We start from the raw sequence: 17,731 nt of genomic DNA, 5'->3' as shown, positions 1-17,731 counted from the left end.
TTATAAATTATTACTAGATAAAATTAATCTTTTTTTTCTAATGCTGATTTAGATAAATCAACTAATTTTTTAAATTCAGCTGGTTGATGAATTGCCATTTCCGATAACATTTTTCGATTAATATCAACATTCGCTTTATGTAAACCATTAATAAATTGTGAATAAGACATATCACATTCTCTAGCAGCACCATTAATTCGTGTAATTCATAAACTTCGAAACTCGCATTTACGCTTTTTACGATCACGATAAGCATATGCTAAAGACTTCATTACTTGTTCTTTAGCAGTTCTAAATAATGTATGTTTTGAACCAAAATAACCTTTAGCTTGTTTTAAAACCTTTTTACGGCGTTTCTTAGTAGTAACGCCTCCTTTAACTCTTGCCATTATTATATTTCCTTTCTAACTAAGTAGTAAATTTTTTAATCTTCGGTAATCAGTTTTATCTACTGTTCCTTCTTTGCTTAAATGTCGTTTTTGTTTAGTTGACTTATTTTGCGCTAAATGAGAAGTAAAAGCATGCTTTCGCTTTCATTTACCAGTTCCAGTAATTTTAATTCGTTTCTGTAATGCTTTTTTTGTTTTCATTTTTGGCATTTTCTTGCTCCTTTTCTTTATTTAAATCTTTATCTTTTCTAGCAATTAAATACATATCATAAAACTGACCAGTTAACTTTGGTGTTTTTTCAATTTCACAATACTCTTTTACTAAATCATAAAACCGCATTAATGTTTCATAACCAAACTCTTTACGATGTGATTCCCTACCTCGAAACTTTAAAGATATTTTAACCCGATCACCATTTTTTAAAAATTCTATTACCTTCTTAGCTTTGAATTGCAAATCATGCTCACCAATATTAGGTGTTAAACGCATTTCTTTGTTTTGAATAATTCGTTGCTTTTTTTTATTATCTTTATCTTTTTTTTGCTCTTCATACTTATATCTGCCATAATCTAAAATTTTCGACACTGGCGGATTAGCATTAGGTGCAACAACAAACAAATCTAGTCCTTGCTCTTTAGCAGTCCTTAAAGCATCATTTCGTGACATCACACCTAATTGATTGCCATCTTGATCAATAACTAAAACTTCACGAAAAGGAATATTTTGGTTAATAAAATCAGTATTTGGCTTATGTTTCATAAAATAGAAAACCTCCTATAACAACATAGAAAAAGTGTGTACTAATACACACTCACCATTAAAATATTTAGATTTAAAATCTAAAATTATTATTAGCTGTTTACCCATAACGATAATATGTTGCTATCAGGTGAGTGTAACACTACTTTCTTTTATTTATGTTCCTATAAATAATAACATAAATAAATAAAAATGCAAAAAAATATTAAACTTATAAAAAATAAAAAGAAAGTAGAAAATCAAAAACTATTGTGGAAACCGTTTTAAATTTTCTACTTACAAAAGTTATTATAACATAAATAATAACGGTACCAATTAAATTAAGTAACTGTTATTAAAATTCTTAGCTAATATTTTTCAACTCCTAGTTTGCCATTTTGCACTTTAACCAAGAATACATAAGGTAGGATCAACAACAACAACAGCATATTTTACAACAACAATTTTTTCATAACCGCCAATTGTAACTTTAACACGAACCTTAGCGTATTTTTTAGTACCTAAAAACCCACCTACTAAATCTAAAGTTTTTTTCAAGACATTAGGAACATCTAGTGATTCAATCGTAACATCATTTAAGTTAGTAAATCCTCTTTCTTCTAATTGCTTAATTATTTGTTTAACTAATACATCTTTAGGTCTTATACATAGCAGTCCTAAATCTACTTCCATATTATTAATTTCTTTTGCTAAATCATTTAAACGCTTAATATTAGGGTCAACTTTAATATTAATTAATTGTCCTCTAACTTGATATTTTTCACCATTAATAGTAACTTCGTAATCAACAGTATCTTTATTAACAGTTAATTTTTTATTGGCATCAGTTTTTGGATATAATAATTTAATCCCAATACCATATTCTTTAATTAAATCTTTTAATAATTTCTTAACTAACACAATAGTTTTTTCCTTACTATCACCACTAGTTAATGATGAACCATCCATTTGCTTTAATTTATCTTGAACTTGTTTTAAAATATCCTCATTAGATATTTTAACACCACCCAAATCAATAATAACTCCTTTTGACTCCTTACCAGAAACAATTTTAAAGGAAATCTTATTATCTTTAGCATCTAATTTTTGATTTAAGTCCATATCAGTAACAATTTTTACATTCTTATCAGTTTCATTAGCAATTTGTTTTAATCTATTAATAACATCACCAATCGTTTCATTAGTAGTTGCATCAATAATTAACATATCTTTATCTTTTTCAATTTGTTCTTTAATTTTTTTAATAATATCTTTATCACTAACAGTAATTTTTGTAATTGTAATTACTGTTGGTTTCGCATCATTATCAGTTTTAATAAGCACTTTAATTTCATTATCATCTTTAGTTAATTTCTTATCTTTTTCATTTTTATCTAATAATTCAACAGTTGTTCCCGGGGCAATCTTATCTAATTGTTCCTGAACAATTTTTAATGCTTCTTCATAAGTTTGATCAGTCGTAAAACCAGAACCATCAATTTTTTCTTCTTTAAATTTATCAATTGCTTTATCAATCAAATCAACTGGTGATAATTTTACTTTTTCAACTGTTACTTCAATCTCTTTTTCAATACCATCCAAAATAATAGTAATCTTAAATGAATTCTCATTTTCTTTTAATTTACTAGTAGCAACATTAATATTAGTAATTTTAGCAATCGCTTTAGGATTATTTTCTCTAATTTTTGCTAATATTAAACTTAAACTATCATTAACTTTATTAGCAGTAGTTAATGATGACCCATCAATTTTTTTATCTTTAAAAGCATTAATAATTTCATTAATTTTATCTTCCGTAGATTTAATAACGCCAGTTACTTTAACTGTCACTTCTTTTTCTTCATTATTAATTTTTATCTTAAATGTTAAAGAATTATCATCAGGTTTTAATTTTGAAATCGGATCACCTATAAATTCTACTTGGGCATTTTTATCAAATTGACTAATTTGATCTTTTATTTGATTAGCAATTTTTTCAATGGCATCATTAGTTGTTAATTTCGAACCATCAATTTCTTTATTATCAAATCCATTAATAATTTTATCTAAGCGATCACTATCAGTTAATTTAACATTTTTAACAATAAAATTAGTTTCTGCACTCTTATCACCCGATTTAATAACAACACGAATATCATTAGTTTCTTTTAACTTACTATTAGGGTTAATATTATCTGGTAATAAAAATATTACACCACTATCAGGATATTTTTCCTTAATTAAATCTAAAGCATTTTTAACAGTATCCGCAGTAGTCAATGATGACCCATCAATCGTATTAGTAGTTATCTTACTAATAAATTCTTTTACTTTATCAGCATCAGATATAACAACACCAGTAACAGCTACAATAATTTTTTGAACTTTTTTACCTGACTTAATGGTTACAACAATTTTATTTTCATCAACAACTAAATTATTATCTAAAATATTATTATCACTAATAGTTATAGTAACATTTTGATCATATTTCTCAATTTCTTGTTTAATTAAACTTAAAGTATCCTTAACTTTATTATCAGTAGTTAATGATGACCCATCAATTTTCTTATCTTCCATAAATAAGTTTTATTTTTTCTAAACGATCAACATCAGATAATTCAATATTAATAATTTTAACTGGAATATCAACTGTTAAATCACCAACATTAACTTTAATCCGAATAATACTATAATCATCAGTTAGTTTTTCCTTAGCATCTTCAATATCATCCAATGAAATTGTTGCAACTGGATATTGCTTCTGAATTTCAGTAATAATTTTTGGCAATGCATCACTAATATGATTTGATGTTGTTAATCCAATACCATCAAATTCCTTTTCTAAAAGTCATTGCTCTAAATTGTTAATAACTTCTTCATTTGATAACTTAACATTAATAATTTTAAAACTAATTTCTTTTGTTTCATTACCAATTTGAAGAATATATTTAATAATATTCTCATTAATATCTAAAGCACCATTTTCTACTAATTTAATAGTAATATCTTTATCTTCTGCTTTTATTTCATCACTAATAAGGGGTAAAGTTTCAGTAAATGTATTATCACTAGTTAATGATGACCCATCAATTTCTTTATTATTAAATTTATTAAAAATATTTTCTAAGCGATCAGCGGATGACAATTTAACATTATCTACTTTAATAGCAACTTCTCTAGTTACTTCTCCTAATTTTACTAATAAAACCAATCTATTTTCAGGACTAACTATTTTATTGGCAATAATATTTGGATCTTTAAGAACAACTGATATTTTATCATCAAGTAAAGCAATTTCTAATTTAATAAATTCTAATAAATCTTTATTAGTTTTGGTAGTATCAAATGAAGAACCATCAAATTTCTTATCTTTAATCTTAGTAACTAAATTTTCAACACGATCCTTATTAGATAAATTAACAGCAACTACTTTAAAAGAAATTTCTTCTGTTTTACCTTCTAATTCAACTTTAACTTTAATAAGATTTTCATTACTATTAAGTTTAACTTTACCATTATCCACTAAAGTAATCGTTGCTTGTTTAACAATTCTTTCAATTTCTGGTTTAATTAACTTATCAAAAGCATCGTGAACCGTATTGTCAGTAGTTAAAATATTACCATCAATAACTTTATTTTGTAATTCAATTTTTAATGCTTTTAAACGATCACTCGCTGATAATTTAACATCATTAATACTAATCCCTATTGTTTCTTTAATTTTATTTAGTTGAAGAATAACATTAAATAAATTATTATTTTCTATTAATTTTGTAGTACCATTTTCTGGTTTTGCTAATGAAACTTTAATATCTTTATCAATTGCTTTTATTTTTGTTGCTACTAATGTTAATGCTTTTGCCATATTATTATCAGTATTTAATGATGACCCATCAATTGGATTATTAAGAACTTCTTTAATAATTTTTTGAATCCGATCTTCATCTGATAAAGTAACATTATTAACTTTAACTTCAATAGTTTCATATTGATCACCAATCGTAACAATAACCTTAATTAAATTTTCATTACCAACTAATTTCGTATTTAAAGATTCTTTTACTAATGTTACAGTAGCACCAATATCCAAAGTTTTAACTTTATTAGCTATTAATTGTAAAGCATCATTATAAGTTTGATTTGAATTTAATGAAGCACCATCAATAATTGTTTCTTTTAACTGCGTACTAACAATACTTAAACGGTCGTGATGTGATAATTTAATATTATTAATTATCACTTCTTTACTGCGTTTAACATCATTTGACTTAATAGTTATATTAATTTTAGAATTCACAGTTAATTTTTTACTACCATCAACTGATAAATTAGTTAATGTTATTTCAACAAAATTATCAAAGTTTGATAATTTATCAATAAGAAAATCTAAGGCATCACTATGTGTTTGTCCCGTATTTAAGGCACTGCCATCAATCGGATTTTCTAAATGTTTTTCAAAATTATTTAACCGATCTTCATCTAATAATTCAACACCAGTAACACCACCAACAATAGTTGCCCATTCTTTACCAGATGAAATTTTAATAACAAAAGTATTTTCATCTTCTTGTAATTTTTCTGTACCATCAACACTAGGATCTAATGAAAATTTTACCTCATCATATAAGGCATCAAACTCATCCACTCATTGATTAAAAGCATCTGCAATTGTATTGGCACTAGTTAAACCTTCACCATAAATTAGTGACCCATCCAATTCTTCTTTTACTGTATTAACATTTATTAAATCTTGATTTTCTTCTTGTTTAAATAACTGTGAAAGAAAGTAATTATCACTTGAATAATTTTTTGCATTTAATGCAACAAAATTATCTCAAGCACTGTGTTGACTACGAACAACAATATTTTTAATATTAAATATTGCGACCTGCGAAATATTTGCAATCCGAATTACTACCCTAACTTGAACACGATTTGCTTTTATTTGCTGAAAACTTTGATTAACATCTTCTAAACTTATTTTTGCAATTGGCAATGCTTTTTCAATATGATTTTTAATTAACTGTAAAGCATCACGATATGTATCATTAACAAATAATGTTTTACCATCAATAACAAGCTTTGGTTTAACAAACGCTGTTAAAATTTCTTGAAAAAATAAATCATTATTGTCTTTAACATTTTTTAAAGATAATATTTTTTGTTTAATAACATTATTAATTTTTACATCAACTTTAAGAAAATTAGTTCCCAAATTTAGCATTTTTTTGCATCTTGAGAATTATTTAATGAAATTTTAATTTTATTATCTTGCTTATTTGCTAATAAATTAGCAAAATTAATTACTTGTTCATAACTAATATCCTTAGATAACTTGCTACCATCAATAGTTTTCTCTAAATGTTTAATAAGTTCACTAATGCGTTCTTCAATGGAAAGACGAACATTAATTAATCGCCCCACAGCTAAACGAACTTCATTACCAACTATTATTTTAACAAAAAAGATATTAGTTCCCTTTGTAAGACTTTTACTTAACAAGTTTTCATTTTGTAAAACAACTTTAGCTGATGCTTCAATTGAACCGATAAAATTATTAAAAAGTTTTAAACCATGAACATAAGTTCATTCATTTTCTTGTAATGAAGACCCATCAATATCAGGAATAAATAATACTCCCTCAGGAATAGTTTGATCATTATTTTGTTCTTTTAAACTATTAATATACTGATCGCTAAGCGGTGCTAATAAATTACTTCCCAATAGAGAAATAATACTTAATTGCAAAAGCAAATTTTTATTCATAGTCCATTATCCCTTCTATGTTAATTTACGCCTTATTAAAAAATAATAATTAATTTAATAGCAAACTACTAATTTAATAAATTTATTTTCTATATTGCTAATATTCATTTTAATAAGACATTAATATACCAATATTTTACCATTACTAACATTGATTACAAGAAAAATAAATGCTTAAATAGCATTTATTTTAGGTTCTAAGGAATAACGATATATTTAATCTCTTTTTCGTTACTTATTATACGACTACCTTCTAGTTTTCATCTAACATTTATTTTTCTTATTTCTCCTGACTTAGTAGGAGTTTCCGTATTAAATACACTTGTTGTCACCGCTACTAATTCTCAATGAATTGCATAATCATAATTATCTTTCATTATTTGATTTTCCATCGCATTATTCACTAAGTTTTTAAAATCAGCAAGATTTTTTTCTTCTTTACTTTCAAACTTATCCAGATGCGTTACTTTTAAGGTAAAGACAATATCATTTTTTTCAACAATATCTATTATTTGTTCTCATCCCATTTTCGGATTAAAAGTTTGAAAATTTCGTAGTGTAATCTTACCAGTTTGAGTTTGATTATTACCATCTTGTAACATAATTGTCAAAATGTTATCTTTAACACCAGATAGTGGTTCTTCTTTTTCCTTTGCATTACCTTCTTCATCAACAACGATTTTTTTATTAACATCAATAATTTCTGTCACCTTTACATCATTTGCCAAGTTTTCTAATTTTTTATTAATATATGCTATTATTCGTTCCTTTTTATGTTGAGTAGTAAGTTCCTTATTAATATCTAAAATTTTAATATATTTAAGGGCTGCATCCAATGCTGATAATTCAACATTAGAAACAGTAATATTAACAATTTTTGTTGCTTCTTCTTCAGCAATTTTAAAAGTAATGGGAATTACATTATTAGCATCTGACATCTTAATATTTTCACTATCTGGCGATAAACTAATAATAAACTTATATTTATCATTTGCGATATGAGAATTTTTCTTAATTAATTCAAATGCATCTTTATATCTTTGATAACTATTTAAACTTGAACCATCAATCGTTTGTCCTTCTAAATCATTAAATAATTCATTTAATCGCATTTGTAATTCTGAATTTACATTTAATAATTTAGCATTAATTAAAATATTTTGGGTTCCCAACATAACTTCAATTTTAACAATAACACTGTCGTCAGTAAAAACAAGCTTTTCTTCTCGTTGGGAGCGATCTGCTAAACTAACCCTAACTAATGATTGTTGTTTTTTAATATAACTAGAAAGATAGTCTAAGCCTTTAACATAAGCATCGCGAACGCTTAAATTACTAGCATCAATACCTGCTTCTAAATGATTCTTAATTTCTTCTAAACTATATGTATAATCATTTTGCTCATCTAACGATTCACTACTACTAGAACAACAAATAATAGGTAAAACTGGTGATATGATCAATGTTAAAGTACATAATTTTTTAAGTAATTTATTCATTAATTTATTCCTCCTTTTATAAATATAGTGAAAATAAGGATTACTTATCATTTATTTAATGATTATTAATGACATTAATATTAATTTGTATAATTGCTTATCCTATTAAATAAATAACTAAGCACATTCTTAATAAACTAATATTACTATTTTCTAGCACAATTACAATAACAATAGTAAAATATTTTAATTTTTTATTATTTACTAAACGATAAAGTTAAATAAAAAAAATTACAGTAATTACTGTAATTTTTCAAATATTTTTAATAATTTTTTAATAATTATTAACTATTTGTATTAACTTTTTCTTTTAAAGTTGTTGAAGGACTAAAACTGACAACAGTTCTCGCAGGAATAGCGATTTTTTCTCCTGTTTGCGGATTTCTTCCTTCCCGAGCTTTTCTTTCTTTAGTTTTAAAAATACCAAAACCTGAAATAGGTGTTCTCTCAGCACTCTGAATTTCTTCGGTTAAAATATTAATAATACTATCAAAAATATCGTTAGCTTTACTTTTTGTAATCCCATATTTTTTATACTCTTCGACGATAAAATCAGCTACTTTGTCTTTAATTGATGGTTTTTTCATTTTTAAACTTCCCTTCTTATGAAATTATAGTTTAAGAATAATATAAAAAATTAAATTTGGCAAGAAAAAAATTACTAATTTTAACTTAAAGCCGTTTTTAATTCTTCTTTGGACTTATAACCATTTAAAGTTCTTTTTAATTGACCATCATCAAAAATTAATAATGTCGGAATTGAACTGATATTAAATCTTTGTGCCAATTCTTGTGATTCATCAATATCAACTTTAACAAAAGAAACTTCTTTCATTTCATCAGATAATTGTTCAAAAATTGGTGCTAACATTTTACAAGGTCCACATCAATCCGCATAAAAATCAATAATAACTTTACCAGTTTTAATAGCTTCATCAAACTTACTTACATCTGTTTTAATAACCATTTTAAATTCTCCTTTCATTCTTTATTATTTTAACATAATTAAAATAATAATATTTTTACTTCAAAATGTGTTTACGGATCATATTACCAACACCATTTTCATTATTACTTTGACAAATATAATTAGATAATTCTTTAATAATCTCAACTGAATTATCCATTGCCACTGGATGACCCACTGCTTGCATTAATCATTGATCATTATATGAATCACCAAACGCCATTGCTTCACTAGCACTAATTCCTAATAAATCACAAATATATGTAACACCATAACCTTTACTCATTTTTGGCAATGTTATTTCATATATTCCTGGATGATATTCTTTAATATCTAAATGCGAAAATTTTTCATTAAATTCATTAATTAATTCCTGAGAAGCAACTTGACTAGTAATAGTTTTAGCAATAATAACAATCCGAGCGATATCACTATTTAAATCATCAATATCATTCAATACTGTATATTTTGCTTGCATAACATCAGCTCAATAACTAGAATTTTCTCCAAGGCGATTAACAAAAGAACCATCTTCAGTATACAATTGACATTTAAAACCTTTATTATCAACTCAACGATAAACCGCTTTAGCAACATCATTATTAATATTTCCATTAAAAATTAATTTTTTATCTTTAAATGAATAAATATGAACACCATTATTAGCAACAACAAAACTTTTAAATTTATGAGCATTAATTTGTTTAGCAATACTAATAGCATTAGCAGTAATTCTTCCTGTATTAATAACAACAATAACACCCTGCTTTTGAGCTGTAATACACATTTCCTTATTAAATTCAGTTAGACAATGATTATCATTAAACAAAGTCCCATCAATATCAATAAAAATTATTTTTATTTTCATTAAACCCACCTTTTTCATTTTTTAAATATCTATTTATTAATTATTAAAATAATACTAATTAATTAAAAAAATAATGCACTATTAAGTGCACATTTTATAGTAAATGGTGCGGGTTAAGGGACTTGAACCCCCACGTCGTAAAACGCCAGATCCTAAGTCTGGTGCGTCTGCCAATTCCGCCAAACCCGCATTACAAATTACTTTAACATTATAATACAAAATCACCACAATTATCAATAGACTAACAACTATATTTTGTAGAAACCACAGATGTTTTGCACATTTGGTTTTTATAAATTATTTGGGGGTATATTCTTTTGGCAGTAATATTTTGTATTGAATGCGACAACGAAAGCTATGTCATCGGTAATAAAAATACAGTTGGAATCTGTAATTCTTGTGATGAAAACGGTTTTTAATTTTGAAAGGAACGATAAATTATAAATAAAAAAATTCATTTCTGAATTTAAACACTAAACAAGTAAATTTAATATAATTTATTTATTTTTTAAAAAGTTTGTAAATTAGGGAAGTTAAAATGGTGAAAAATATTGGTAAAATAATTATTAAAATTGTTAGTCAATCAGTACTTTGAAGATAATAATTAACTGCTTTATTAATTAATTGTCATATCTTATCAAAAACAATTAAAACAGAATTTCAAAGTTTATCCATTACTGTCATTTTTGTCTCCTTTCTTAAACTTGTTTAGTGTTTAAATTCAGAAATGGATAAATTAATTTTATCAAAAATAGTTTAAAAAAATTTTAATAAAAATAAAAGGAGTTTAAAAAATGTTTAAAGTTAAATTAGTTAGTATAAAAAGAAAAATATTTAAAAACAAAGATGGTTCTACTATGTCAGGATATTCTGCCGAATTTTTGCGTTATGAAAATGACTTATTTGAGCCTACCGGCGAACAAAAAGCCTTATGAATTGATGATAACAATCTAGAACAACAAGAAATTTATAAACTGTTAAAAGAAAATGTTAAATCATTTTTTAGTTGCGAATTAACTTTTGATAAAAACCCCAAAATAGTTAACTTGCAAAAAATTGAATTATCAAAAAATCAAAAAAACTTGTCCAGTTAATTGATAAACATCTTGGTCTGCGAAGCGGTGCGGAAAGCGTATGCTCCGCCCGCTAGCGGGTAGTCGGCGAAGCCGACTATTACTTGATTAAATAACACAACTGAACGAAAACCTAAAATAGGAGCAAAAAATATGAATTTACAAGCTCAAAATCCGACTGATTTTTATATGAAAACCATTTATTACGGTCAATACATTCGTAATGTTATTATGCCTTTAGAACGCATTAAAGCAAATACTCGTAATGTTAGTGGCTTAAAGAATAAAGGCGAACGAGAAACCAAAATGTTAAATAGTAATGTGCGTGCTAAATGTAGTGCTGTTAGAAAGGCATATCATAATTTTTCAGTTAAAGAACTTACATTTTTAACTTTGACTTATAAGTTAAATGAAACAGATGTTAAAAAATGTAAAAAAGAATTAAAAAAATTTTTTAGAAATATAAAATATTATTTTAAAAAAAAGAATAAAGAAATTAAATATTTTTATACATATGAATATCAACAAAGAGGGGCTATACATTTTCATATTTTACTTGATAAAAAAATACCAAATAAATTAGTTCTTAAACACTGACCTTATGGGTTGAATAAAAATTTGGTTGTTAAACAAGATACTAATGAAGCAGTTGTTAAATACTGTTCTAAATATATTACTAAAAATGTCTTGAATGAAAAATCATTAAATCAGTATGACTTAAATATCAAGGCTTATCAATTCTCTTACAACTGTCAAAATCCTATTACTAGAAAACAAGTATTTACCGATACTTTGAATAATATTGTTAATCGCACCATAAATTCTGAATTTGTAAAGTACTTAAAATCAGCAGTTAACAAGTTTAAAACTAAAATGTGTGGGGTAATTTATGAATTTAAAAATATTGATTATGTAGGTTTTGAGAGTAAAAATTATGCTTCGTTAGAAAGTTTAAGATTTAGAAATCAACTAAGAAAAATGAATTAAAAAATAAGAATTAAAAGTAGCGAATGACAAATTAGAAATAATTAGAGAAAGGAATTAATAGTTAATTATGTTAAATTCTAATTTATTAAATAAAATTAATGTTAATGATGAATGATATACACAGGAATATGCGATTAAACCAATTTTAGAATTTTTAAAACCTAATAGTACTATTTTATGTCCTTTTGATAAAATTGATAGTGAATTTGTATGTGTTTTAGAAAAAAATGGACATAAAGTTTGGAATAGTCATATTGACGACGGAATTGACTTCTTTAATTACATTAAAAGTGATGTGGATAGATATGATTATATTATTTCTAACCCTCCATTTAGTAAAAGAAAGCAAGTAATAGAACATTTATTTAATTTAGGTAAACCGTTTGCGATGTTAATACCATTAGTAAGTATTGCTTTAAAACCAATTAGAGAAAAAATAGATCAGTGTGAGTTATTAGTTTTTGATAAAAGAATAAAATTTATTGCTTATAATGGTATAGTTTGCAAAAATCCACCAAGTGAAACTGCTTATATTTGTCATAATGTTTTGCCTAAGCAAATTGTTTGTAGAAAATTAAAGGAGTTAAAAAATGAAAATATGAGTTAATTTAAAAGATAAAAATTATCATCGAGAATTTATATATTCTATTAATAAAAAAACCGGATTACAACAAAGATTTTGAGCGTGTAAAAATGTCATTCATTTAATTAGAACTGATTTAAATGGTAAAAAGTGAGTTTGTGTTCGAGCTTGAATAAAGAAAAATAGTTATGATTGAGATATTCGTGCTTATAATTTGTGTACTAAAAAATTAGAAAATTAAGGAGAAAAGAAAAATGAGTATTTTTGGATTAGTGTTTTTTTACGATTTTAACATTATTACTAGCATACTATATTGCGGTTAATATTTATCGGTTTTTTAAAGATAAAAAGAAATATGGTAGTGAAGCAAAACAGCTACCAAAAGATTTTACTTATGCACAACGAATATTTATTGCAAAGTTTAAACGAAATTTGTTAGAACAAGATGAAAAAGAAATTAAAAAGTAGGTTTAGAAAATGTTTAAAAAAATAATTATTGAGCTAATTGAATTAATTTATCCAACCGCTGATTTACCGCCCCAAGTTGTATTTTTGTTTTCAATTTTAATAATTGTAATGCTGTTTTCAGCCATTATTTTTCTACTCTTTTGACCTTTTAAGCGGTAATTATTATGTTTTTAGTTGCTTGAAAAGATTTAGATTGAGAAATGACAAAATTGTATTTTTGAGATTTATTTATTCAAATTAAAGTTATTCCGGCGTGAGTTTCTGGTAAAGAAATTGATTTAACCAAAGAACTACTTTGACTTTTAATAGCAAACATTGCCTTTTGAATGGTATTAGTATTCATTGTCTTATTTATGGTTATTTTATTTTATAAGGTTAAATCATATTTTGTTTAGAAAGGAGGTGATTGTATGATTAGAACTTTCTTAACAGAAGCACCAGCAGTAGCTATTACTGGTGAACAAGCGGTTACTAACTTATGAAAAGCATTAATTAAAGCGTTCGGTAATATTTGAACTGATATTATTGGTGGTAATATGCCAAATGTCGTTAATTTCTTTGCTACATATTGAGTTTTCTTGCTTGGCGTGATTATTGGTTTATTTTTAATTGCTTTCAAAATGTTTGAAAAATTAATGCCCGGCAGATAGTAATAAAAATAAAGAAAGTGTGATTTAGAGATGTTGTTGTTTAAAAAAATAAATTTAAGATTATATGATTTTGTTGCTTTAAATCGCACTTTATTTATTATTGCGTGATTTTATGGTGCGATTTTGTATTATTATAATCCCCAAAGTTGGCGAATGTTATTTGATATTATTTATTTATTAATTGCTTTGTATATTTTATATACTAAAATTTCTCATTTTTTTGCTCGTCGTAGTTTTATTAATTTCTTATTAAATTCGCCTTTAAATTTAGTTATTGGTGCCTTAGGGACTGGAAAAACTGCTTTAATGGTTTTAGCTTCTTATTTATTAAGTGGTTGAAAAACGATTTCTACTTTTCCGATTACTGATAAACAAATGCTTTCATTAGGGCATATGTCTTTATTAGATTATAATTATCCGATATTAGAAGAAAAGCATTTGCTGTTATGAGATGAAACTAATTTATTTCTTGAAGGTACTGACTATAAAGAAAATGATAGGGTAACTCAAGGTTTACAAGAATATTTTGCTTCAGCACGGCAATTTACCCATATCGTATTAGCAAGCGGACAACGAGCTGAACATATATGGGTTAAAGTTCGTGATATTGCGAATTCAATAATTGTTGGCATTAGAAAAAAACCAGTTAGTATTTTCCGGCCCTATTTACAAGTTATTTATGGCACTTTTAAATCGGTAAGCGAATACGAACAATGACGATTAACTCTAATTAATGCAAAAAATGATAAAAAAGGTCGCAAAATCAAGTATCGTAGCATTCCGGAATTAGATATTTATTTCTTTAAATTGAAAATTCCGATGTCAATTTTAAATCTTTATGATAATAAATATTTATCATTCTTGCGTGAATTAAGTAATCGTGCTTTGAACGATAATTATCAACATAAATTTTGAAATGATAATGTAATGGATATTGAAGCATTAGAATACTTAAAAATGGAAAAATTCAGTAAGATACTTACTAAGTTAAAAAATAATCTGAAGAAGAAAAACAAGTAAAGGAGTTTAAAAAATGGAAAACTTAGAAAAAATGGCTAGTTTGATTGGCGATATGTTTTATAAAGTTTTTGATTTAATTTGAACTTTAACCATTCCTGGAACAGATATTCGCATTATTATTTTTCCGCTAATTATGCTTGTGATAAATCTTGTAATTGGTGGCATTTTAGGTATTCATATTGAACGACCAAAAGTTGGTTTTCGTAAAAAATACCAAAAATCAGTTGCTAATTGAGGAACTAAGAAACAATCATCTAGTGGTCCAATTAAGAAATTTAGTGGTAATAGTTCTAAAAACAGACCGTGAATTAACCAACACGGACGGCGAATAAAAAGGTAGGTTTTTAAAATGTTTAAATTGATAATTTTATTTATTCTTGTTGCTGTTTTTTCTATTTTTGCTTTAAATGACTTTTTAGGTTTATGAGCCTATGTGCGTGAGGGTTTAGAATATTTTAATAAAGTTCTATCAAATAATATTAAAATTTTAGATTTGTTTAAACCAATGATAAGGTTATTTTCTCAACATCCGATTTTCCAAATTTTAGGAACGATTTGTATTTTATCAACAATATATTTAATTTTAAGGAGTTAAAAAATGAAAAAATTAAAGAAAATATTAGGTATTAAATGATTTAAAAGCGTTTTAGGTTTTATACATTTTTTTATTATACTTCATAGTGTTGTTATTATAATTTGAATATTTTTAACGGCTCTTCAAATTAAAGGGGATGAATTTTTTAAAGATTTTATATTATTTGATTTTCAAAATGTAGTTCTTAAAGTGTATTTTTGATTATTAATGGTTTATTTGTTAATAACTGCTATTAAGTTATTTATTAGGGGTTATTACTTTAATAAAGTTTTTAGAAAGCATCAAATGCAAGTTACTAATTGTGAATGTCCGCAACATAGTCAATATAAATTTTCTGATGCTTTTAAAGTAATAAAAGAGAGTTTTAAGGCGTGATGAGATGCATAAGATTATTTCTTGATTTATTGTAATGTTTATTGGTTTGGTACCATTAGGGGCGTTCTTTAATACAAAACAACCACCAAAACCTAATATGGAACAATTCTTTATGAAGCGACAAAAACGAGCAACCAATCCTACTCAATGTGGAGATAGTTGTGAATTACAATTTTCTAGTTTATTAAACATTACTCTTGTTCTTGATTCTGGTGTTTATTTTGATTTATCTAAATTTGATATTGAATTACCTAATGATGTTAAAAATCAAAATAAAAATTATCCTAATCGTTTGCCTTTTTTTATGGATAGTCAAACTTTTCTACCTATAAAAGATTTTTTTCAAAAATATGGAACCTTTCAATCTATTGGTAGTAAAAAAATTTATACTATTCCAAAAGTAGTTGATATTGTGATTAAATTAAGAAATTTAAGTCCTTATTCCTTAATCTTTTTCTCAGCGGAAATGCCTAATAAAAATTAGTAATTTAATAAATATTTTTGAAAATCGTATATACAAAATACGATTTTCTTAATTTAAGGAGTTTAAAAATGAAATATATTATTTCTCAAGGTGATTTAGCAGATTTAAAAGCAAAATTACAAAGTTGATTAAGAACAATTTATAACCACAAACATTATCACAAAACTAAAAAACGAGTTACTAGTTATTTAAATTTATGTAATCAATTTTATTTAGAACCAATAACTTTAAATAAATTAGTAAAAAAGCATTTTCACAGTACACGAAATACATTTTATCAATGAGCTAATAAAATTCTTATCGCTTATCAAAATGATGATTTTAATAGTTTAATTTTCAAATATACAAAACCTAACAAAATTAGTTATCAATATGATTTAAATTCTCGTGAAAAAATATGCGATTTATATTTTGATTATAGAAATATCCAAGCTGGTGGAATGTGGTCTTTATTTAACAATTTAAAAATGGGTTTTTACGATATTAAAAATTTAGAAATTCCGAAAAATATTAAAACTTTTTATCGCTGAATTAAATCTGACTCTCGTTGAAAAGAATTAAAACAACAAATCAAACAAACAAAACGCCATTTTAAGCGTTATGAAGTTTCCGAGATTGGTCTTTTACAAATGGATGCCAAAATCATTACTACATCAAATTTTCCAGTTGATAAAAAGTATTATATTTATGATTTCATTGACGAAATAACACGCATAGTATTTGGTTATGTTTATGATAGTTTAGGAACCAATAACGCGATTAACGCTGTGCAAAGAGCAATGAAAGATTTTAGTGAACTTGGCATAACAATTAAACGCCTTCGCACTGATAATGCTCCAGAATTTACTACTACTAATTGAAGTAATAAAAAAGCATACAAAGTAAAAGAAAGGCCTTTTACAACCTTTCTTTCAAAAAATGGAATTATTCACGAAACCACACCGATTCGTTCGCCTCAATCTAATGGGAAGATTGAACGATTCCATCAACATTATACCAAATTATTTTATGCTAAGGATAAAAAACTAAATCAAAATGAACTTCAACATTTCTTAAATCAATATTATTACTATTACAACTTTCAACGCTGTCATTCGGCATTAAATACTAAAACTCCATTTCAAATACTACAAAATTTTATAAATTAATTCCCTCTTAACTTTTAAATCATTATCTCAATTATTTTTTGGTAAATGTGGATTATTATTTTCTACATATTACTACAATTAGATAATGGCATTGTACTTTCGCGTGACAACAAAAAC

At 25.5% G+C, this 17,731-nt stretch carries 23 protein-coding genes and 1 tRNA gene; 12 read left to right on the top strand and 12 right to left on the bottom strand.

Annotated elements, in window-relative coordinates:
• Nucleotides 1-23: 23 nt before the first annotated feature.
• The 12 genes from rplT to AAHM88_RS02165 all read right to left on the bottom strand — a co-directional run bounded on the left by rplT (nt 24) and on the right by AAHM88_RS02165 (nt 10,915).
• On the bottom strand, nt 24-389 hold the full coding sequence (rplT, locus tag AAHM88_RS02220) for a 50S ribosomal protein L20 (protein ID WP_342263103.1): 366 nt from the start codon (nt 387-389) through the stop codon (nt 24-26).
• 15 nt (nt 390-404) lie between these two features.
• Nucleotides 405-599 carry a 50S ribosomal protein L35 gene (gene rpmI / locus AAHM88_RS02215; protein ID WP_215825815.1) on the bottom strand — a complete coding sequence of 65 codons (195 nt, stop codon included), beginning with the start codon at nt 597-599 and terminating at the stop codon, nt 405-407.
• A complete protein-coding gene (gene infC / locus AAHM88_RS02210; protein WP_342263102.1) occupies nt 556-1,149 on the bottom strand; it encodes a translation initiation factor IF-3 in 594 nt (197 codons plus the stop codon). Before infC ends, rpmI begins: the two co-directional genes overlap by 44 nt.
• Nucleotides 1,150-1,533: 384 nt before the next feature.
• Nucleotides 1,534-3,708 (bottom strand): hypothetical protein, encoded by a 2,175-nt coding sequence (locus AAHM88_RS02205; RefSeq protein ID WP_342263101.1) that lies wholly within the window; start codon nt 3,706-3,708, stop codon nt 1,534-1,536.
• Nucleotides 3,698-6,355 carry a hypothetical protein gene (locus AAHM88_RS02200; RefSeq protein WP_342263100.1) on the bottom strand — a complete coding sequence of 886 codons (2,658 nt, stop codon included), beginning with the start codon at nt 6,353-6,355 and terminating at the stop codon, nt 3,698-3,700. Before AAHM88_RS02200 ends, AAHM88_RS02205 begins: the two co-directional genes overlap by 11 nt.
• Nucleotides 6,349-6,897, bottom strand: a complete 549-nt coding sequence (locus AAHM88_RS02195; protein WP_342263099.1) for a hypothetical protein — start codon at nt 6,895-6,897, stop codon at nt 6,349-6,351. Before AAHM88_RS02195 ends, AAHM88_RS02200 begins: the two co-directional genes overlap by 7 nt.
• A 197-nt stretch (nt 6,898-7,094) precedes the next feature.
• A complete protein-coding gene (locus tag AAHM88_RS02190; protein ID WP_342263098.1) occupies nt 7,095-8,396 on the bottom strand; it encodes a hypothetical protein in 1,302 nt (433 codons plus the stop codon).
• A 284-nt stretch (nt 8,397-8,680) separates the two neighbouring features.
• Entirely contained in the window at nt 8,681-8,983 is a 303-nt protein-coding gene (locus tag AAHM88_RS02185; protein WP_215825698.1) for an HU family DNA-binding protein, read from the bottom strand.
• Between the two features lie 80 nt (nt 8,984-9,063).
• A complete protein-coding gene (gene trxA, locus AAHM88_RS02180) occupies nt 9,064-9,363 on the bottom strand; it encodes a thioredoxin (RefSeq protein WP_342263097.1) in 300 nt (99 codons plus the stop codon).
• A gap of 55 nt (nt 9,364-9,418) precedes the next feature.
• Nucleotides 9,419-10,231, bottom strand: coding sequence for a Cof-type HAD-IIB family hydrolase (locus AAHM88_RS02175; RefSeq protein WP_342263096.1), 813 nt, complete (start codon nt 10,229-10,231; stop codon nt 9,419-9,421).
• A 104-nt stretch (nt 10,232-10,335) separates the two neighbouring features.
• A tRNA-Leu gene (locus AAHM88_RS02170) sits at nt 10,336-10,420 on the bottom strand.
• Between the two features lie 312 nt (nt 10,421-10,732).
• A complete protein-coding gene (locus AAHM88_RS02165) occupies nt 10,733-10,915 on the bottom strand; it encodes a hypothetical protein (RefSeq protein WP_342262943.1) in 183 nt (60 codons plus the stop codon).
• Nucleotides 10,916-11,025: 110 nt separating this feature from the next.
• Here AAHM88_RS02165 and AAHM88_RS02160 point away from each other — a divergent pair, with 110 nt between their 5' ends.
• From AAHM88_RS02160 to AAHM88_RS02105, 12 genes are all read left to right on the top strand, one after another.
• Complete coding sequence (locus AAHM88_RS02160; RefSeq protein WP_342262942.1) at nt 11,026-11,325, top strand: hypothetical protein; 300 nt, start codon at nt 11,026-11,028, stop codon at nt 11,323-11,325.
• Between the two features lie 132 nt (nt 11,326-11,457).
• On the top strand, nt 11,458-12,291 hold the full coding sequence (locus AAHM88_RS02155) for a rolling circle replication-associated protein (RefSeq protein WP_342263095.1): 834 nt from the start codon (nt 11,458-11,460) through the stop codon (nt 12,289-12,291).
• Between the two features lie 67 nt (nt 12,292-12,358).
• Nucleotides 12,359-12,898, top strand: coding sequence for a hypothetical protein (locus AAHM88_RS02150; RefSeq protein WP_342263094.1), 540 nt, complete (start codon nt 12,359-12,361; stop codon nt 12,896-12,898).
• The gene (locus AAHM88_RS02145; protein ID WP_342262939.1) at nt 12,882-13,115 is read left to right on the top strand and encodes a hypothetical protein; all 234 of its coding nucleotides are present in this window, start codon (nt 12,882-12,884) and stop codon (nt 13,113-13,115) included. Before AAHM88_RS02150 ends, AAHM88_RS02145 begins: the two co-directional genes overlap by 17 nt.
• 391 nt (nt 13,116-13,506) lie before the next feature.
• Nucleotides 13,507-13,737, top strand: a complete 231-nt coding sequence (locus AAHM88_RS02140) for a hypothetical protein (protein WP_338981367.1) — start codon at nt 13,507-13,509, stop codon at nt 13,735-13,737.
• Between the two features lie 15 nt (nt 13,738-13,752).
• A complete protein-coding gene (locus tag AAHM88_RS02135) occupies nt 13,753-13,992 on the top strand; it encodes a hypothetical protein (RefSeq protein WP_342262938.1) in 240 nt (79 codons plus the stop codon).
• Between the two features lie 30 nt (nt 13,993-14,022).
• Nucleotides 14,023-15,012, top strand: a complete 990-nt coding sequence (locus tag AAHM88_RS02130) for a hypothetical protein (RefSeq protein WP_342263093.1) — start codon at nt 14,023-14,025, stop codon at nt 15,010-15,012.
• A gap of 13 nt (nt 15,013-15,025) precedes the next feature.
• Nucleotides 15,026-15,352 (top strand): hypothetical protein, encoded by a 327-nt coding sequence (locus tag AAHM88_RS02125; RefSeq protein WP_342263092.1) that lies wholly within the window; start codon nt 15,026-15,028, stop codon nt 15,350-15,352.
• 9 nt (nt 15,353-15,361) lie between these two features.
• Nucleotides 15,362-15,607, top strand: coding sequence for a hypothetical protein (locus AAHM88_RS02120; protein WP_338967003.1), 246 nt, complete (start codon nt 15,362-15,364; stop codon nt 15,605-15,607).
• A 3-nt stretch (nt 15,608-15,610) separates the two neighbouring features.
• The gene (locus AAHM88_RS02115) at nt 15,611-15,994 is read left to right on the top strand and encodes a hypothetical protein (protein ID WP_342263091.1); all 384 of its coding nucleotides are present in this window, start codon (nt 15,611-15,613) and stop codon (nt 15,992-15,994) included.
• Entirely contained in the window at nt 15,987-16,466 is a 480-nt protein-coding gene (locus tag AAHM88_RS02110; protein WP_342263090.1) for a hypothetical protein, read from the top strand. The genes AAHM88_RS02115 and AAHM88_RS02110 overlap by 8 nt, the downstream gene beginning before the upstream one ends.
• A 68-nt stretch (nt 16,467-16,534) precedes the next feature.
• Complete coding sequence (locus AAHM88_RS02105) at nt 16,535-17,614, top strand: integrase core domain-containing protein (protein ID WP_342263089.1); 1,080 nt, start codon at nt 16,535-16,537, stop codon at nt 17,612-17,614.
• Nucleotides 17,615-17,731 lie beyond the last annotated feature (117 nt).

Origin of the sequence: Spiroplasma endosymbiont of Dromius quadrimaculatus, from assembly GCF_964031155.1 — a bacterium.
Lineage (GTDB): Bacteria > Bacillota_I > Bacilli_A > Mycoplasmatales > Nriv7 > Nriv7.
Note: the sequence above shows the minus strand (reverse complement) of the source record. Positions and strands in the feature narration are given on the sequence as shown.